This is a genomic window from Hymenobacter algoricola (assembly GCF_039539525.1).
Lineage (GTDB): Bacteria > Bacteroidota > Bacteroidia > Cytophagales > Hymenobacteraceae > Hymenobacter > Hymenobacter algoricola.
On record NZ_BAABDH010000015.1, the window covers coordinates 159,764 to 174,953 of the forward strand.

The 15,190-nt window shown below is 67.4% G+C and carries 14 protein-coding genes and 1 tRNA gene; 10 read left to right on the forward strand and 5 right to left on the reverse strand.

The window, feature by feature from the left end; all coding sequences use genetic code 11:
• Positions 1–121 precede the first annotated feature (121 nt).
• Complete coding sequence (gene uvrA / locus ABD842_RS04030; RefSeq protein WP_345110402.1) at positions 122–2,674, forward strand: excinuclease ABC subunit UvrA; 2,553 nt, start codon at positions 122–124, stop codon at positions 2,672–2,674.
• A gap of 46 nt (positions 2,675–2,720) precedes the next feature.
• Here the strand turns inward: uvrA and ABD842_RS04035 are convergent, their stop codons facing one another.
• Both ABD842_RS04035 and ABD842_RS04040 read right to left on the reverse strand, forming a co-directional pair.
• Complete coding sequence (locus ABD842_RS04035; protein ID WP_345110405.1) at positions 2,721–3,029, reverse strand: hypothetical protein; 309 nt, start codon at positions 3,027–3,029, stop codon at positions 2,721–2,723.
• 387 nt (positions 3,030–3,416) lie between these two features.
• Positions 3,417–3,489, reverse strand: a tRNA-Gly gene (locus ABD842_RS04040).
• Between the two features lie 84 nt (positions 3,490–3,573).
• On the opposite strand from ABD842_RS04040, the gene ABD842_RS04045 reads away from it, so the two are divergent.
• The 8 genes from ABD842_RS04045 (at position 3,574) to ABD842_RS04080 (ending at position 10,618) form a co-directional block, all read left to right on the forward strand.
• Positions 3,574–4,206 (forward strand): NAD(P)-dependent oxidoreductase, encoded by a 633-nt coding sequence (locus tag ABD842_RS04045; RefSeq protein ID WP_345110408.1) that lies wholly within the window; start codon positions 3,574–3,576, stop codon positions 4,204–4,206.
• 24 nt (positions 4,207–4,230) lie between these two features.
• A complete protein-coding gene (locus ABD842_RS04050) occupies positions 4,231–4,464 on the forward strand; it encodes a hypothetical protein (RefSeq protein ID WP_345110410.1) in 234 nt (77 codons plus the stop codon).
• A 24-nt stretch (positions 4,465–4,488) separates the two neighbouring features.
• Positions 4,489–4,722, forward strand: a complete 234-nt coding sequence (locus tag ABD842_RS04055; RefSeq protein WP_345110412.1) for a hypothetical protein — start codon at positions 4,489–4,491, stop codon at positions 4,720–4,722.
• 76 nt (positions 4,723–4,798) lie between these two features.
• A complete protein-coding gene (locus tag ABD842_RS04060) occupies positions 4,799–5,335 on the forward strand; it encodes a GNAT family N-acetyltransferase (RefSeq protein WP_345110415.1) in 537 nt (178 codons plus the stop codon).
• A 98-nt stretch (positions 5,336–5,433) separates the two neighbouring features.
• The gene (locus ABD842_RS04065) at positions 5,434–6,831 is read left to right on the forward strand and encodes an alpha/beta hydrolase family protein (RefSeq protein ID WP_345110418.1); all 1,398 of its coding nucleotides are present in this window, start codon (positions 5,434–5,436) and stop codon (positions 6,829–6,831) included.
• Positions 6,832–7,124: 293 nt separating this feature from the next.
• Positions 7,125–7,679: a hypothetical protein gene (locus ABD842_RS04070; RefSeq protein WP_345110421.1), complete on the forward strand. Its 555-nt coding sequence runs from the start codon at positions 7,125–7,127 to the stop codon at positions 7,677–7,679.
• Between the two features lie 193 nt (positions 7,680–7,872).
• Positions 7,873–8,298: a hypothetical protein gene (locus ABD842_RS04075; RefSeq protein ID WP_345110423.1), complete on the forward strand. Its 426-nt coding sequence runs from the start codon at positions 7,873–7,875 to the stop codon at positions 8,296–8,298.
• Positions 8,299–8,779: 481 nt separating this feature from the next.
• Positions 8,780–10,618, forward strand: coding sequence for a family 10 glycosylhydrolase (locus ABD842_RS04080; protein ID WP_345110425.1), 1,839 nt, complete (start codon positions 8,780–8,782; stop codon positions 10,616–10,618).
• Between the two features lie 470 nt (positions 10,619–11,088).
• Here the strand turns inward: ABD842_RS04080 and ABD842_RS04085 are convergent, their stop codons facing one another.
• From ABD842_RS04085 to ABD842_RS04095, 3 genes are all read right to left on the reverse strand, one after another.
• The gene (locus tag ABD842_RS04085) at positions 11,089–13,341 is read right to left on the reverse strand and encodes a B12-binding domain-containing radical SAM protein (protein ID WP_345110428.1); all 2,253 of its coding nucleotides are present in this window, start codon (positions 13,339–13,341) and stop codon (positions 11,089–11,091) included.
• A gap of 217 nt (positions 13,342–13,558) precedes the next feature.
• On the reverse strand, positions 13,559–14,131 hold the full coding sequence (locus ABD842_RS04090) for an AraC family transcriptional regulator (protein ID WP_345110431.1): 573 nt from the start codon (positions 14,129–14,131) through the stop codon (positions 13,559–13,561).
• Positions 14,128–14,493: a hypothetical protein gene (locus ABD842_RS04095; RefSeq protein WP_345110433.1), complete on the reverse strand. Its 366-nt coding sequence runs from the start codon at positions 14,491–14,493 to the stop codon at positions 14,128–14,130. The genes ABD842_RS04090 and ABD842_RS04095 overlap by 4 nt, the downstream gene beginning before the upstream one ends.
• A gap of 250 nt (positions 14,494–14,743) precedes the next feature.
• Between ABD842_RS04095 and ABD842_RS04100 the strand changes: the two genes are divergently transcribed.
• Positions 14,744–15,013, forward strand: a complete 270-nt coding sequence (locus ABD842_RS04100) for a hypothetical protein (RefSeq protein WP_345110435.1) — start codon at positions 14,744–14,746, stop codon at positions 15,011–15,013.
• The last annotated feature ends 177 nt before the right edge of the window (positions 15,014–15,190 follow it).

Here is a 15,190-nt window from a genome sequence, read left to right on the forward strand (position 1 = left end):
GGTATTGCCCAGGCTAAACAACCTGCTTTTGCGGGCCAGACGGAGCCATAACCGTTTGCGGATACCCGCCGTTAGTAGCAGCTGCCGTGGCCGCGCCCGGTATCCGCTTTCCCACTCAATCATGGCAGAACAACCTTCGCAGCCCGCTTCCCACGAGTTCACCGGCTTTGTGCGGGTGCGCGGCGCCCGGGAGCACAACCTCAAAAACGTCGACCTCGATATTCCGCGCGATGCGCTGGTCGTCTTTACCGGCGTGTCGGGGTCGGGCAAATCGTCGCTGGCCTTCGGCACGCTCTACGCCGAGGCCCAGCGGCGCTACCTGGAGTCGGTGTCGCCGTATGCCCGCCGCCTGTTTCACCAGATGGCCGTGCCCGAGGTCGATACCATCAGCGGGCTGCCGCCGGCCGTGGCCTTGCAGCAGCAGCGCGGCACGCCCACCACCCGCTCGTCGGTGGGCAGCGTCACCACGCTGTCGAATCTGGTGCGGATGCTGTATTCGCGGGCCGGGCACTACCCGCCGGGCCAGGGCATCGTGTACGCCGAAGGATTTTCGCCCAATACGCCCGAAGGCGCCTGCCCCACCTGCCACGGCCTGGGCCGCATCTACGAGGTCACGGAGCAGACCATGGTGCCCGACCCCAGCCTCACCATTCGGGAGCGGGCCATTGCCGCCTGGCCCCAGGCCTGGGGCGGCCAGAACCAGCGCGACATCCTGGTGACGCTCGGCTACGACGTGGATACGCCCTGGCAAAACCTGCCCCAGGCCGACCGGGACTGGATTCTGTTTACCAACGAGCAGCCCGTGGTGCCGGTCTACCCCGGCTACTCGCCCGAGGAAACCAAGCGCGCCCTCAAGCGCAAGGAGCCGCCCAACTACATGGGCACCTTTACGGGCGTAAAGCGCCACGTGCTGCACACCTTCGCCACTACTCACAGTCCGCTGATGAAAAAGCGGGCTTTGCAGTACATGCTCAGCCGTGAGTGTCCGCTGTGCCACGGCAAGCGGCTGCGGCCCGAATCACTCGCCGTCACGTTTGCCGGCGTCGATATTGCCGACCTCTCGCGGCTGCCCCTGCAGCGGGTAGCGACGCTGCTGCGGCCCTACGCCGAAGGGCGCAGCACCGGCAACAAGCAGCAGGATGCCGCCCACCCCGAGCAGGCCGTGGTGGCCCAGCGCATTGCCGCCGACCTGTGCGCCCGCCTCGTGGTGCTGCTGGATCTGGGCCTGGGCTACCTGGCGCTGGAGCGCAGCACGCCCACCTTGTCGCCGGGCGAGCTGCAGCGGCTGCGGCTGGCCACGCAGCTGTATTCCAACCTGTTTGGGGTGGTGTACGTGCTCGATGAGCCCTCGGCCGGTCTGCACCCTGCCGACACCGAAGCCCTGCTGGCCGCGCTGGCCGACCTGAAAAAAGCGGGCAACTCGCTGTTCGTCGTCGAGCACGACCTCGACGTCATCCGGCAGGCCGACTGGTTGGTCGACGTGGGGCCGGCGGCCGGGGAAAAGGGCGGGGAGGTGCTGTACAGCGGCCCCCCGGCCGGGCTGGCCCACGTGGCGGCCTCCCAGACCCGGCGCCACCTGTTCGGGGAAGATACCCTGCCGGCCCGCGTGCCGCGTCAGCCCACGGGCTGGCTGCGGCTGCAGGGCCTCACGCGCAACAACCTGCATAACCTGGCAGTAGCATTTCCGCTCGGCGTGTTCACTACCGTGACGGGTGTGTCGGGGTCGGGCAAGTCGAGTCTGGTGAGTCAGGTGCTGGTAGAGCTGGTGGCCGCGCACCTGGGCCACGAGCTGCCCGCGGAAGAGGAGGAGGGCGACCCGCTGGAGCGCCGCGCCCCCGTGCCGACGGAAGGGCGCATCGTGAGCGGAATGGAGTCGGTAAAGCGGCTGGTGCGCGTCGACCAGAAGCCCATCGGACGGACGCCGCGCTCCAACATGGCTACCTACACCGGCCTGTTTGACCACGTGCGCAAGCTGTTTGCCGCCACGCCCGAAGCCCGCAAACGGCGCTACGACGCCGGCCGCTTTTCTTTCAACGTGGCCAAAGGACGCTGCGAAACCTGCCAGGGTGAAGGATTCGTGATGGTGGAGCTGTTGTTTCTGCCCAGCGTGTATTCGCCCTGCCCCACCTGCCACGGGGCCCGCTACAATGCCAAAACCCTGGAAATTACCTACCGCGGCAAGTCCGTGGCCGAAGTGCTGGGGCTGACGGTGGAAGATGCCTGGGCGTTTTTTGCCGAGGAGCCCGTAGTGCAGCGCGCCCTGACCGTGCTGCGGGAAGTAGGGCTGGGCTACCTGCGGCTGGGGCAGCCGGCCACCGAGCTTTCGGGCGGCGAAGCCCAGCGCATCAAGCTGGCTACGGAGCTGCAGCGGGCCCAGCGCGGCAACTCGCTTTACGTCCTCGATGAGCCTACTACCGGCCTGCACCCCTCCGACGTGGAAAAGCTGCTGATTCAGCTCGATGGCCTGGTGGAAGCCGGCAACACGGTGATTGTGGTGGAGCACGACATGCGCGTGGTAGCCGGGTCGGACTGGGTGCTGGACGTGGGGCCGGGGGCGGGGGAGGAAGGCGGCCGGGTAGTAGTAGCCGGTTCGCCGGCCGAAGTAGCCCAGGCCCCCCACAGCCGGACGGCGCCGTACCTGGCCTGCTTCCTGAACCCCGCGGGGAAGCGGTAGCCGACAGCCGGCGCGGGCTGGTAGGTGGGGTAGGGGCCGGGTGAGCTTACCGGATATTTGGGCGCAGCCAGCTCATGGCCTGCCCTTCATCCTCAAACAAGCCAATATCGTAGGGGCGTGCCGGATCGGTGCTGTAGGCGACATACTTTTTCTGCTCGGGGTCCACGCGGTAAGACTCCGTCAGCGCGGGTGAGCTGAGCACGGCCATGCGCAGCCGCCGGGGCGCCAGCCGGGCCACTACCTCCGGGTAAAAATGGGTGCTTACCCAGGCACTAAGCTCGACCGGCGTCTTTTGCCGCCGCCGCACATCCAGCAGCCAGTCGCTGATGCCTGACGCCTCGGCGGCCTCCAGCATGCGAGCATAGTCGGCTTGCACTACTTCCTATCACGGTATGCGTATGCCACCGTACGACCATCACGTTCAGGTCGGAGCGAAAGAAAATGGTGCGGGACGCAAGTTCAAGAGGAGAGTACATAAGCTCAAAGGTAAGGTGCCCGCTGCTCAGCGACTGATGGCGGCACATAGCCTTTAACCTCGTTTGTTCCCGGGAAGTTGGTAGGGCGGCGTAATACTCCCGCCTTGTTACCCATAGGGGTGCTGGTTTCGCGGGCTTGCACGCAGCAGGGCGGCCAGGGGCCTCTACTACTCCTGTCGGGCTCCTGAAACCGTTGCCCCAAGGACTAAGTGAGCCAAACGCAAATCAGCCACTTGCCTGCGAAGGCAAGTGGCTGATAATGAATGAGCGAGAAACGAGGCTCGAACTCGCGACCCTCAGCTTGGGAAGCTGATGCTCTACCAACTGAGCTACTCTCGCTGAAAAACTTGGTACCCCAAAAGTACGCACGCAAAATCAATTTACAATCACAGCCGTACGCGGAGAGCTACCAATTCCTCCGCCATGAAACTCCTTATCTTCGGTGCCTCCGGCGCTACCGGCCGCCAGCTGGTTCAGCAGGCTCTCGACCAGCAGTTTAGCGTGACGGCTTTCGTGCGCAGCCCGGCCAGGTTCACGCTGAGCCATCCTAACCTGCGCGTGGTGCAGGGCGACATCCTGCAGCCCGAAACCGTGGAAGCGGCCGTGCCGGGGCACGATGCGGTGCTTTCGGCGCTGGGGGTAAGCCAGAACCGGGTAGGCGACACGACACTGTCGGACGGCACGCAGACCATTCTGGAGGCTATGTGGCGCCACGGCGTCCGGCGCTTTATTGCCGAGACGTCGTTGGGCGTGGGCAGCAGCCGGGGTGAGGAAGGATTTGTGTTCCGGCGCGTGATCCGGCCTTTGTTTCTCAAACACGTCTTCGCCGACAAGGAACGGCAGGAAGCCCTGGTCCAGGCTTCCCCGCTCGACTGGGTCATCGTGCGGCCCGCCGGCCTGACCAACGGCCCCCGCACCGGAGACTATAAAGTGGCCCTAAGCTTTGCCAATACCCGCATCAGGGGCCGCATTTCCCGCGCCGACGTGGCCGACTTCATGCTCAAGCAGGTGGCCACCGCTGCCTTCGTGGGCCGGGCCGTAGGAATTTCCTACTAAGTTTGCTGCTCAACTCCCTCCGCTATGGCAACTCCCCACCCCGACCGTACCCGTGGCATCATCTACCTGCTTGCCGGCGCGCTGCTGCTCGTAGTGCAGGCCATCCGCTTCCCGCAGTTCTATGCCGACTGGGCGGCCAACAGCCTGGATACCACCCGGCTGGTCATCAGCCTGATTGGCATTGTGGTGGCCATGTACATGCTGCGCACGGGCTGGCGGCTGCGGCGCAACAGCCGGCAGAACGACGTTATTGACTAACCAGCCCGGCCCTCACCGTTTCGTATGCCCCGTCAGCTCCACCCCGTATCCCAGAAGCTAGTTGGCTGGTTGTTTCTGCTGGCGGGGGTGCTGCTGCTGCTGGGCCTGGCGCTGCAGCTCGTAGTGCGCTACTACCGCCTGCGCCAGACCGGCACTATGGGCCTGGACGGCCAGGAGTGGGCGCTGGGGCTGGCCATGCTGGCCGCCGGCGTGCTGATGGTGCGCGTGGGCTGGCGCATGCGCGCCAGCGTCGGGTAGCGGGCCGGGGCGGCTCATTCTTCTTCGCTCAACCGCCGGCCGCGCCTGCCAAGGGCCGCCGGGTTACTTTTGCCCCATGACTTCTCCTCTCCGCATCACCGTAGCCAGGCGCAGCGCGCCGGTGGCCGCTCAGCTGGCCGAACTGGGTCGGCAGACTTTCCACGAAACGTTTGCCGCCACCAACACCGCCGAAGACATGGCCGCCTTTCTGGCCGAGAATTTCAGCGCCGACAAGCAGCTGGCCGAGCTGCAGGACCCGCAAACGGTGTTTCTGCTGGGCCAGATGGTGCAGGACGTCGTCGGCTACGCCAAGCTGCGGACCGGCTCCGGGCTGGGCTTGGAGCCCGGCAAGCCCGCCGACGGCCGCCTGGAAATTGAGCGGCTCTACGTACGTGAGGACTGGATCGGGACCGGCCTCGGCGCTTCGCTGATGCGCCGCGCCATTGAGGAAGCCCGCGCCCAAAGCTGCCGCACGGTGGTGCTGGGCGTGTGGGAGCAGAACGAGCGGGCCATTGCTTTCTACCAGCGCTTCGGCTTCCGGCAAATCGGTACCCACGAGTTTCGAGTGGGCACCGACGTCCAGACCGACCTGATTCTGCGCAAGGGCCTCTGAGGCGCCCACGGGCGGCCGGCAGCGCCCAAAGCCGCCCCTGACCAGCGCCTCCGCACTTCCCGCTTACCTTTGGCGCCTGTTCCACCAATCCTGACCCTGTGAGCAACGGCCGGTTTGTATTTCCTTCCTGGTGCTGCCGCGCCACCGGCTGGCTGGCCGGGCTAGCGGGGCTGGCCCTGCTGGGCAGCTGCTCCCCCGACGGCGGAACCAGGGCGCTGCCTCCGCCCACCGGGCATTTTGAGGGCCGCATCAGCTTTCAGGGGGCTGACCTGCGCACCACCCTGGACTTGCGGGAAGTGAAGCCCGGCCAGCTCGAAGGCGACTTTCGGCTGGCGGACCTGCCCGGGCTGGGCTTTCCGGCCGAAAACCTGCAGTTCAAGTCGCCCCAGCTGCATTTTGAGCGCCGGCCCAACGCCGGGCCGGGCAATATGGTCGTGGATGCCATTCGGGAAGGCGACTTTCTGCGGGGCCTGTTTACCACCGACAGCGTGAAGGCCGACCTGCTGCTGGTACGCCGCGGCAAGCCCGAGCCCCGGCCGTACCGGGAAGTGCCCCTGCGCTTTCGCAGCGGCACCCTCATGCTTACGGGTACCCTGCTCGTGCCCGATGATACGCTGCGCCGCCACCCGGCCGTGGTGCTGCTGGCCGACACCCGCACCCCGCACCAGCGCGACCTACGCGCCTACGCCGACCTGCTCGTCCGTCACGGCTTCGTAGCCCTGGTATACGACCGGCGCGACGCAAAACAGACCCGCCGCCAGCCGGGCCCCCACAGCGTGCAGGACCTGGCCGACGATGCCCTGGCCGCGGTGCGGGCCACGCGGCAAAGCCCGGCCGTCGACTCGCTGCACGTGGGGCTGTGGGGCCTTGGGCAGGGGGGGCACGTTGCGGCCCTGACGGCGGCCACCGCAAAAAAGGCCGTGGCTTTTGTCGTGGCCGTTTCCGGCCCGGGCGTGCCGCTGGCTACGGTGGCCCGCTTTCAGAGCACGGCGCTGCTGCGCCGCCGCAACGTGGCCCCCACCGACATTCAGAAGGCAGAGCAAGCCTTCGGCCAGCTGGAGCGCTACGTCCGCCGCAATGGGCAGGACGATACGACCAGGCTCCACGACCTGCTGCAGCAGGTGGGGCAGCAGCCCTGGGCGCAGTATACCACCCTGCCCCGCCGCGTGCCCACGGCGCAGGAGCTGCAAAGCCAGCCGCGCTGGCGCGGCCTGCTGCCGGACCCGCGCACCGCCTGGCAGCAGGTGCGGGTGCCGGTGCTGCTGCTCTACGGCGCCGCCGACGACCAGCTCGATGCCCGCGAAAGTGCCCGGCGGCTGCGGGGCGTAGTGGGCTACCGCCGGGGCTCCGCGGTGCGGGTGTATGCCAATGCCAACCACGAAATTATGCTGCCCGCCGGCGTGCGGCCCGACACCGACGGCAAGTGGGACTGGCCCCGGCCGTCGCCCGGCTACGTCGAGGATATGCTGGCCTGGATGCAGCAGGCCGCCCGGTAGCGGGGTAGCGGGCAGCGCATCCGCTACAGACCGGCATGCCGGGCGAAGTCGGGGACTCCGGCGTGGCTTCTCTGGAGTGGTGTTGCCGCACTCCGACAGGCGGACGCCAGACGAAGCAGAAGGTGGTATCGGGCACTACGCACCAACTCACCACGCAAAGGTTAATCCGGGCACCAGTAGTCGGGTGGCGGTGTGCGGGCCCTGCCGCCCCGACCATCCAGCCACGGCCGCCCGGCCCAGCAGGGGGGGGGGCGCAATTTCGGCTGGCGCAAGTATATTTGCTCCCCCTCCACTTGCTCCCCCCCCTGCCCATGCGCCTGCCCCGCCCCGGTCCCCTCCCGGCCCTGCGCCGTTACCTGGCCCTCACCCAAGCCGCCGCCGCCGCCCTGCTCGGCACCACCCGCTCCCGGCTGGCCCAGGCCGAGGCGGGCACGCGGCCCCTGCCGGCCCCCGCGCAGGCCGCCCTCACAGCCCTGCTGGCGGCCCTGCCGGCCCCTACCCGGCGGGCCCTGGCCACGGCCCCCGGCCATGCCGCCCCCCCGCCGGCCCCACCCGGCCCGCCCCAGCCCGCGCCCCACGCCCCGGCCCTGGTCCCGCGCCGCCATGAAGCCACCCGGGCCCTGCGCCGCGCCGAAGTCGCGCTGGCCGCGGCCGAGGCCCAGGCGGCGGCCGGCACCGCCCGTCTGGCCCTGCTGGCCGCCCGCGCCGCGCCGCCGGCCCTGGCCGCCGACCCGCGCTTTGCCCTCGAAGCCGGCCACTGGACCGGCCCGCTGGCCCAGGCCGACCGGCTCCTGCTGCAAGCTGCCTGCGCCGGCCTGCGGGCCGAGCTGGCCGTGCTGGCCGGCTGAGCGCCCGGGCCGGCCCGGGCAGTGCGGGCGGGTATAAAACGGGTATGGGGCAGCTATAGGGTAGCTATAGGCCAGGTATACAATTAACCCGACTGCCAGCGTTAGGGCAGCAGCCTGCCGCTCCTGGCGGGCCGGGCACCTCCGGGTTGGTGGTGCTGGCTCCCACCTTTTTTCCCCCCCCCCCTCTTTTTTTATGAACGTTCCCACGTTTGATTTCACGGGGCTCGACAGCCGCGCCACCTGCGACGAAGCCCTGGTGCCGGCCCGCACCCTGCGGGCCGACCTCGAAAACCGCGACGTAAACATCGGCTACCGCGGCGACAAGGCCGAAGCCCGGGCGGGCAATGCCAAAAACGACCTCATCGGCGTGCAGAGCCGTCTGGATGGGGTGAACGACCAGCTGGCCGACCTGCCCGCCGGCCCCTCGCGCCGCCGCCAGGAGCTGGAGGCCGAACAGGCCCGGCTGGTGGCCCGGCAGAAAGAGCTGGCCCTGCGCGGGGCCTCCGGCGCGGCCCAGGCCCTGACCCAGCTTGCCGACGTGCGCACCGATGCCGAGCTGGAAATGGTGGTGGCCTTCGTGACGCAGCTCGAAGCCTACCGCGCCACGCTGCCCGCCTAGGCTGTGCCCCGCCGTGCGGTAGCGGGCGGCGGCCGCCCGAAACAGCTTTTCGTCCGCGCAAAGAGGCCCCGCCGGCAATCTGCCGGCGGGGCCTCTTTTTCTTGGAAGCCGTGTGCCCGGTAGCATTCATGTGCTCCGGTCCGCCGGCTTTTTCCGCCGTCGGACCGGTCTTCGTCAGGGGTAAGGTTCGGTGCCGACATCGTGAACGGTGGGCCCACTGGTCAGGCGGCAAAAAAGCCGTCCGACCAGTGGGCCCACCGTTCACGAAACCACCATAGTAAAACGATGCGCGGGTAGCGACCCTCTCCCTCTCCCGCGCCGGGGTAGCCGCCCGCGAGGCCGCGCCGCCCGTCTGGCCCTTGTTGCCGGGGTGGGCCATTCCCTGTTTGCGGGCGTAGCCCCCGCCTCGTAGCCTGGCCTCGCGGGACCAGGGAAGCTGCGTATCTTACCAGTGCGTTTCCCGACATATCCTCCTCTTGCCATGAGTACAACTCTACGCGCCCGCGCCCGCGCCCTGGCCGCGGCGGCGGCGCTGGTCCTGGCGGCCGCCGGCTCCCTGGCCGCCCAAACGCTGTCGGTGCCCCCTAAGCGCGAGCTGCGGGCGGCCTGGGTGGCCCACGTCTACAACCTCGACTGGCCCACCGCCCGCACCCGCACGCCCGCCCAGCAGCGTCAGGAGTTCACCGCCCTGCTCGACCGCCACCGGCAGAACGGCCTCAACGCCGTAGTGGTCCAGATCCGCGCCTCCGCCGATGCCCTGTACCCGAGCACGCTGGAGCCCTGGAGCGAGTGGCTGACCGGCACCCAGGGCCTGGCGCCCAGCCCCCTGTACGACCCGCTGGCTTTTATGGTGCGCGAAACCCACCGCCGCCAGATGGAGTTTCACGCCTGGATGAACCCCTACCGGGCCCTGGTAAACGCCAGCACGGCCAGCGTAGCACCCACCCACGTGACGCGCCTGCACCCCGACTGGGTGCTGCCCTACGGTACGCTGCGCGTGCTCGACCCCGGCCTGCCCGCCGTGCGCCGCTACCTGGTGCGCGTGGTGATGGATGTGGTGCGCCGCTACGACGTGGACGCCATTCACTTCGACGACTACTTCTACCCCGCCCCGCAGCCCGGCGTTTCCTTCGGCGACGATGCCTCGTTTGCCGCCGACCCGCGGGGCTTCACGGTGAAGGCCGACTGGCGCCGTAACAACGTGGATCTGTTCGTGAAGATGGTGTCGGATAGCATCCGGGCCGCCCGGCCGCGGGTGAAGTTTGGCATCTCGCCGCCCGGGGTGTGGCGCAACGGCACCGCCGTGGGCGGCACCGCCACCACGGCCTTCGCCTCCTACACCGACATCTTCGCCGACTCGCGCAAGTGGCTGCGCCGCGGCTGGGTCGATTACCTGGCCCCGCAGGTGTACTTCGCCATCGGACAGACCGCGGCCAACTACGCCCTCATCGTGCCCTGGTGGAGCCAGCAGGTGAACCCCGACACCGTTCGCCACGTGTACGTGGGCCAGGCCGCGTACCGCGTCAGCCCCACGTCGGCCGAGCCCGGCTTCCGCTCGCCCGGCCAGCTGCCGGCCCAGCTTCGGCTGGCCCGCCAGCAGGCCAATATGCCGGGCAGCATCTACTACAACTCGACCCCGCTGCTGGCCAACCCCCTGGGCTTCGCCGATTCGCTGCGCGGCAACTTCTACCGCTATCCGGCCCTGCTGCCGCCCATGCCCTGGAAAGACAACGTGCCGCCCGCCGCGCCCGCCGCCGCCAGCGTAGGCCCCGCCCCGGGCGGGCAGGTGGTGCTGCGCTGGCAGCCCGGCCTGCCCGCCGCCGATGGCGAAGTGGCCCGCTGGTACGTGGTGTACCGCCTGCCGGCGCACCCGGGCCCCGTCACGGCGGCCGACCTGGCCAACCCCGCCAACATCCGGGCCGTGACCGACTCTACCGCCTACCAGGAGCCCGCGCCGGCCGGGGCCGTCCTGTATGCCCTCACGGCCCTCGACGGCCTGCACAACGAAAGTGGCCCCGCCCCGCTCGCCATCCTGCTGGCCACGGCCGGGGCACTCAACGCGGCCTGGTTTGAGCCGGCCGTGCCCAACCCCTTCACTGCCGGGGCCCGCCTCGCCTTCACCCTGCCCGCCGCTGGGCCCGCCGATTTGCGGGCGTTTGACCTGGCCGGGCGCGAGGTAGCCGTGCTGGCCGCGGGTACGCTCGGTGCCGGCCGCCACGAAGTAACCCTTCAGGCCGCCAGCTGGCCCGCGGGCGTGTACGTGCTGGTACTGCGCACCGCCGCCGGGGTGGCGCGGCAGAAGGTGCTGCGGGTGCCGTAAGGGCGCTTCGGCACCCGGGCGGGGGCCGGGCCAAAGCCGGGCCGCGCGTTCGACGCTGCCAGGGGCACCCGCGTAGTGGCCCTCCCTGGATAGGGCCGCCTGCCTGCGCTTTCTTCGCCCCTCCAGGCTCACAGCGCCCGTGCCGGGCGGCCCATGCCTGTAAGGCGGTTTAGGAAGTCGATTTCGTGTCATGCTTCGGCAAGCGGACGCCAGATCAAGCATGACTGTCTGACGTGTTCCGAACGACTTCCTAAACCGCCTTCTATGCCCCGGCCGACGGCGCGGCTCCGGAGACGGATGAAATAGCGCGTCAACACGCCACAGGGTGTCTGATTTTCGGGGAGGGGCTGGAAGTGCCACGCACCACGCCGCTGTCCTCGTCTGGTCACCTCGCCGGCCACTTCCAGCCGCCGACACGCTGGCCCCCAAAGCGGCCGCCGGCCCGGTGGCCGCCCGGCCCTAACCCAACCTCAGAACAGCAGCAGCCCCTTTTCGCGCAGCTGCAGCCAGGTGGGCGAAAGCAGGAACTGCTCGAAGGAGCTGCCCGCGGCGGCGGGGAAGGTGGCGGCCACCTCTTTCAGCAGGAGCTTGGTTTCGTAGTCCGTGGTCAGGCGGGTGAGCAGCTCGTGGAGCCACTGGCCGAGGGCCGGGGTGGTTTTCAGCTCGAAGTCCTCGGCCTGCTCGTAGAAGGTGAGGGTAGCGCGGGCGTCGGGCCGGGCATCGGGGGCCGACAGCTCGGGGGCGTTGCCCAGCCAGAACAGGCGCAGGTTCTGCTTAGCGAAATCGGGCTTCGGGGCTTCCTGCAGGGCTTTCTGCACCAGCTGCCGGGGCACGGTGGGCTTGGGCACGCGCAGGCCGTCGAACCAGAACTGCAGCGGCTCGTGCAGGGCCACGCCGTGCATGTAGTTGTAGAGGGCTTTGGCCAGGCCGGGGCCGAACTGCTCGTGGTCGGCGCCGGTGGGGTCGTCGTGCCAGAGGTCGTTCCAGGCAAAGTCGCCGGGCTCGGGACCAATGGCGGCCACCTTATACTTCGCCGGATTCTTGCCCACCGGCGAGTGGGCCGTCATCGAGAAGCGGTGCCAGTAGCCGCTCTGCACGATGCCCGCCCCGAACAGCTGCCGCACCACTTCCAGCGAGTCCACGGTTTCCTGGGCCGTTTCGGTGGGAAAGCCATACATCAGGTAAGCGTGCACCATGATGCCGGCCTGGGTGAAGCCATCGGTCACGCGGGCCACCTGGGCAATGGTGACGCCCTTTTCCATCAGGGCCAGCAGGCGGTCGGAGGCCACTTCCAGGCCACCGCTCACGGCAATGCAGCCCGCAGCAGCCAGCAGGCGGCACAGGTCGGGGGTGAAGGTTTTCTCGAAGCGGATGTTGCCCCACCAGGTAATGTTCACCCGGCGGCGCAGCAGCTCCACGGCCAGGTCGCGCAGGGCCAGGGGCGGGGCGGCCTCGTCCACGAAGTGAAACCCGGTCTGCCCGGTCTGCCGCACAATCTGCTCAATCCGGTCGACGAGCAGCGTGGCGGGGGCCGTTTCGTAGCGGCCGATGTAGTCCAGCGTCACGTCGCAGAAGGAGCAGCGCTTCCAGTAGCAGCCGTGGGCAATGGTGAGCTTGTTCCAGCGCCCGTCGCTCCAGAGCCGGTGCATCGGGTTGAGCACCTCAATCACCGACAGGTACTCGCTCAGCGGCAAATCGGCGTAATCCGGGGTCCCGACTTCCGGGTGCGGAATGTCGGGATAAGGGTGGTTGACGTACTCGACCTGCCCGGCTGCATTGCGCAAAAAGGTGCGTTGGAAGGGAGCTGCAGGCTGCAAGCCGCAAGCCGCAAGCTCTTCTGCTCCCTGCTTGGAGCTTGGAGCTTGCAGCTTAGAGCTCAAGTACTCCAACAGCCGCAGCCACGGCCCTTCGCCGTCGTCGAGGGTCAGGTAATCGACGTAGTCGAAAAAGCGCGGCTCTTTTATCTGGCGCAGCTCGGTGTTGGGGTAGCCGCCGCCCATCAGGATTTTCACCGTCGGCCGCTGCTCTTTGATACGGGCGGCCAGCCGCAGGGCCCCGTAGAGGTTGCCGGGGAAGGGCACGGTGAAGCCCACCACGTCGGGCTGCACCCGCGCTACCAGCTCGTCGGCCAGCTCCAGCAGCATGCGGTCCACCAGGTTGGGCGCGGCGTGCAGGGCCTCATGCAGGGCGTCGAAGGAGGTAGCCGACATGGCCAGCTTTTCGGCGTAGCGGGAGAAGCCGAACTGCGGCCCCACGGTTTCCTTGATCAGGTCGGCCAGGTCTTCGAGATAGAGCGTGGCCAGGTGGCGGGCCTGATCGGTGAGGCCCATGGTGCCGAAGGCGCTTTCCAGGTCGGCCACGTTGTCGAAGCGGCCGGCTTCGGGCAAAAACCGGCTGTGGCAGATGCGCGGGGCCAGCGTGGTGTCCTTGTTCTGCAGAAAGCGGATAACCGGCCCGATGGTGCTCCGGTAGCTGCGCTGCAGGCGCACCATGCGGCGGGCGTTGTCGGACAAGGCAAAGCTGCCGGCCTCAATTTCGGCGAAAACCCGGCCCAGCCCTTCCGCCGAAAACAGCTTCAGCACCAGCTCCAGGCCCAGGTCGGCCTGGGTGGCCGCGTAGCCCCGCCCGCCCAGAAACCCCTTGATGTAGGCCGTAGCCGGGTAGGGCGTGTTGAGCTGGGTCAGCGGCGGGGTCAGGAGCAGGATGCGGGGGGAAGCGGACACGGGAGTAGGAACTGCCGAAAGGCGACAAAGGTGCCCGCAAAGGTACGGCGCCAGCGCCCAGTGTTGCTCTGCCCATCCGGGGCTATCCGGCCGCCCTGACTACCACCAGTATTGCTTTGGGCGAAGCTGGCCGTAAAAAGCCCGTCGGGATGCTGCCGGAAACGCTCCTGGCAACACCCCGACGGGCTTTTTACGTGGCTGATGCTGGCCGGGTAGCTTACGCCAGATCGTCCAGCGCCAGGCGCTTGGGCATCAGGTCGCGGCGGAATTCACTGACCGAGCGGCCGGTAACCTGGCGGAACTGGTTGCTCAGGTGCTGGCCGCTGCTGTAGCGCATCTGGTCGGCAATTTCGCCCAGAGTCATTTCGCCGTAGCTCAGCATTTCCTTGACCCGCTCAATCTTGAGGCGAATCAGATATTTCTCGATGGTCAGGTTGGCAGTGCGCGAAAATACCTTGCTCAGGTGGGAGTAGGTAGCAGCAAACCGGTCTGTTAGGAAGGCCGAGGTGGTCAGGGGCATGCGGGCCGTGCGCAGGTGCTCGAGGTACTCGCCCAGGGCGCCTTTGATTTGCTCCGTGAGCTGCTCGGCACGGCCCATCAGTACGTCAAAACCGGCTTCCTGCAGCATCGGCGCTACCGCGGCCGGGTCGGCCGGGGTGGCGTGGTCGAGCTGCGCCTGGCCCAGCGTGACTTCCGTTGGCCGATACCCCGCTTGCTCAAGAAGGCCGCGCACGGCTTCGATGCAACGGGGGCAAACCATGTTTTTGATGTGCAGGAGCGTAGTTTTCACGGGCGTTTTGAAGATGAGTCCAGCCGGGCGCCGGGGCGCGCGGGCTTCCGATGAGAAGAAGTGACAGTGGCAGAGACTGAACGGGGAATTCGCCGCGCGGGTTCCAGCGGCGTTTCAGCCCATGCTTTCCCAAACCAATTGGCCGCCGCCCAGTTCACAAACGGCACGACGCCCAGGAACATAACGGCTAACAGCCAGAATAATACGAAAAAAGCGCCAAAAAGTCGGCTGAAAAAATGGTCGGAGAAGCCGAACAGATAGGCCACCAGCCCCAAAGCCAGCCCCAGGCTCACGGCTGCCAGAATCCCGGTTCGGCGTAACCAGGGAGAATTTTTAAAGTGCAGGGAGCGGGAAGCATTCATAGACACAAACAGAGCAACAAATATATTGGGTTGTAAGATTTTTTCTACGGTTTTCCGGCTTCCGCCCCGCCGCCCGGTCCTGCTCCTCCGACACCCAGCGGCCAGGAGGCCAGAACCGCTGCTGCCGCTCGGCAGTTGTTGCGTTACTACCCGGCCCGCGCCGCTCAGGCCACCCGGCAAAAACCACGACGCGCCGTCGCCGTACCATACCCCGTACTCTCTTCGCTCTTTTTCGTTTCAGCCCCTAATCATGAAAACTATTTTCTTCCGTCCCCGGCTGGTGCTGGCCTTCGTGCTGGCTACTGCGTCTCTTTCGGCCTGCAACACCGGCACCAGCGCCGGCGACACCAACGTGGAGCGCGACTCCGACAAGACCAAAGACCCCGACTCCGGCCAGCGCGCCACCTCCAACACGACCGGCAGCGCCGGCGACACGGCCCACGTTACTACCGGCCAGGAGCTCTACGACCACGCCGGTGATGCCAAAGACCGGAACAACGACGGCCTCGAGGATAAGTAAGGCGTAAGGTTCCGGCCGTAAAAAAGGCCTTCTGCTCACGAGCAGAAGGCCTTTTTTATCGGTATTTTAGGAGGTAGAGTTGTTCCCAAATAGTATTTTTGGGCATGCTAGATGTGAATACGATTACAGACGACCGCCAAATGCGGGCGTTGACGGGCTTGGATTTGGAAGCGTTTT

Bases quoted from the DNA above. Each gene is read 5' to 3' on its own strand.
- uvrA (WP_345110402.1), top strand. From the start codon at position 122: ATGGCAGAACAACCTTCGCAGCCCGCTTCCCACGAGTTCACCGGCTTT.
- ABD842_RS04035 (WP_345110405.1), bottom strand. From the start codon at position 3,029: ATGCTGGAGGCCGCCGAGGCGTCAGGCATCAGCGACTGGCTGCTGGAT.
- ABD842_RS04045 (WP_345110408.1), top strand. From the start codon at position 3,574: ATGAAACTCCTTATCTTCGGTGCCTCCGGCGCTACCGGCCGCCAGCTG.
- ABD842_RS04050 (WP_345110410.1), top strand. From the start codon at position 4,231: ATGGCAACTCCCCACCCCGACCGTACCCGTGGCATCATCTACCTGCTT.
- ABD842_RS04055 (WP_345110412.1), top strand. From the start codon at position 4,489: ATGCCCCGTCAGCTCCACCCCGTATCCCAGAAGCTAGTTGGCTGGTTG.
- ABD842_RS04060 (WP_345110415.1), top strand. From the start codon at position 4,799: ATGACTTCTCCTCTCCGCATCACCGTAGCCAGGCGCAGCGCGCCGGTG.
- ABD842_RS04075 (WP_345110423.1), top strand. From the start codon at position 7,873: ATGAACGTTCCCACGTTTGATTTCACGGGGCTCGACAGCCGCGCCACC.
- ABD842_RS04080 (WP_345110425.1), top strand. From the start codon at position 8,780: ATGAGTACAACTCTACGCGCCCGCGCCCGCGCCCTGGCCGCGGCGGCG.
- ABD842_RS04095 (WP_345110433.1), bottom strand. From the start codon at position 14,493: ATGAATGCTTCCCGCTCCCTGCACTTTAAAAATTCTCCCTGGTTACGC.
- ABD842_RS04100 (WP_345110435.1), top strand. From the start codon at position 14,744: ATGAAAACTATTTTCTTCCGTCCCCGGCTGGTGCTGGCCTTCGTGCTG.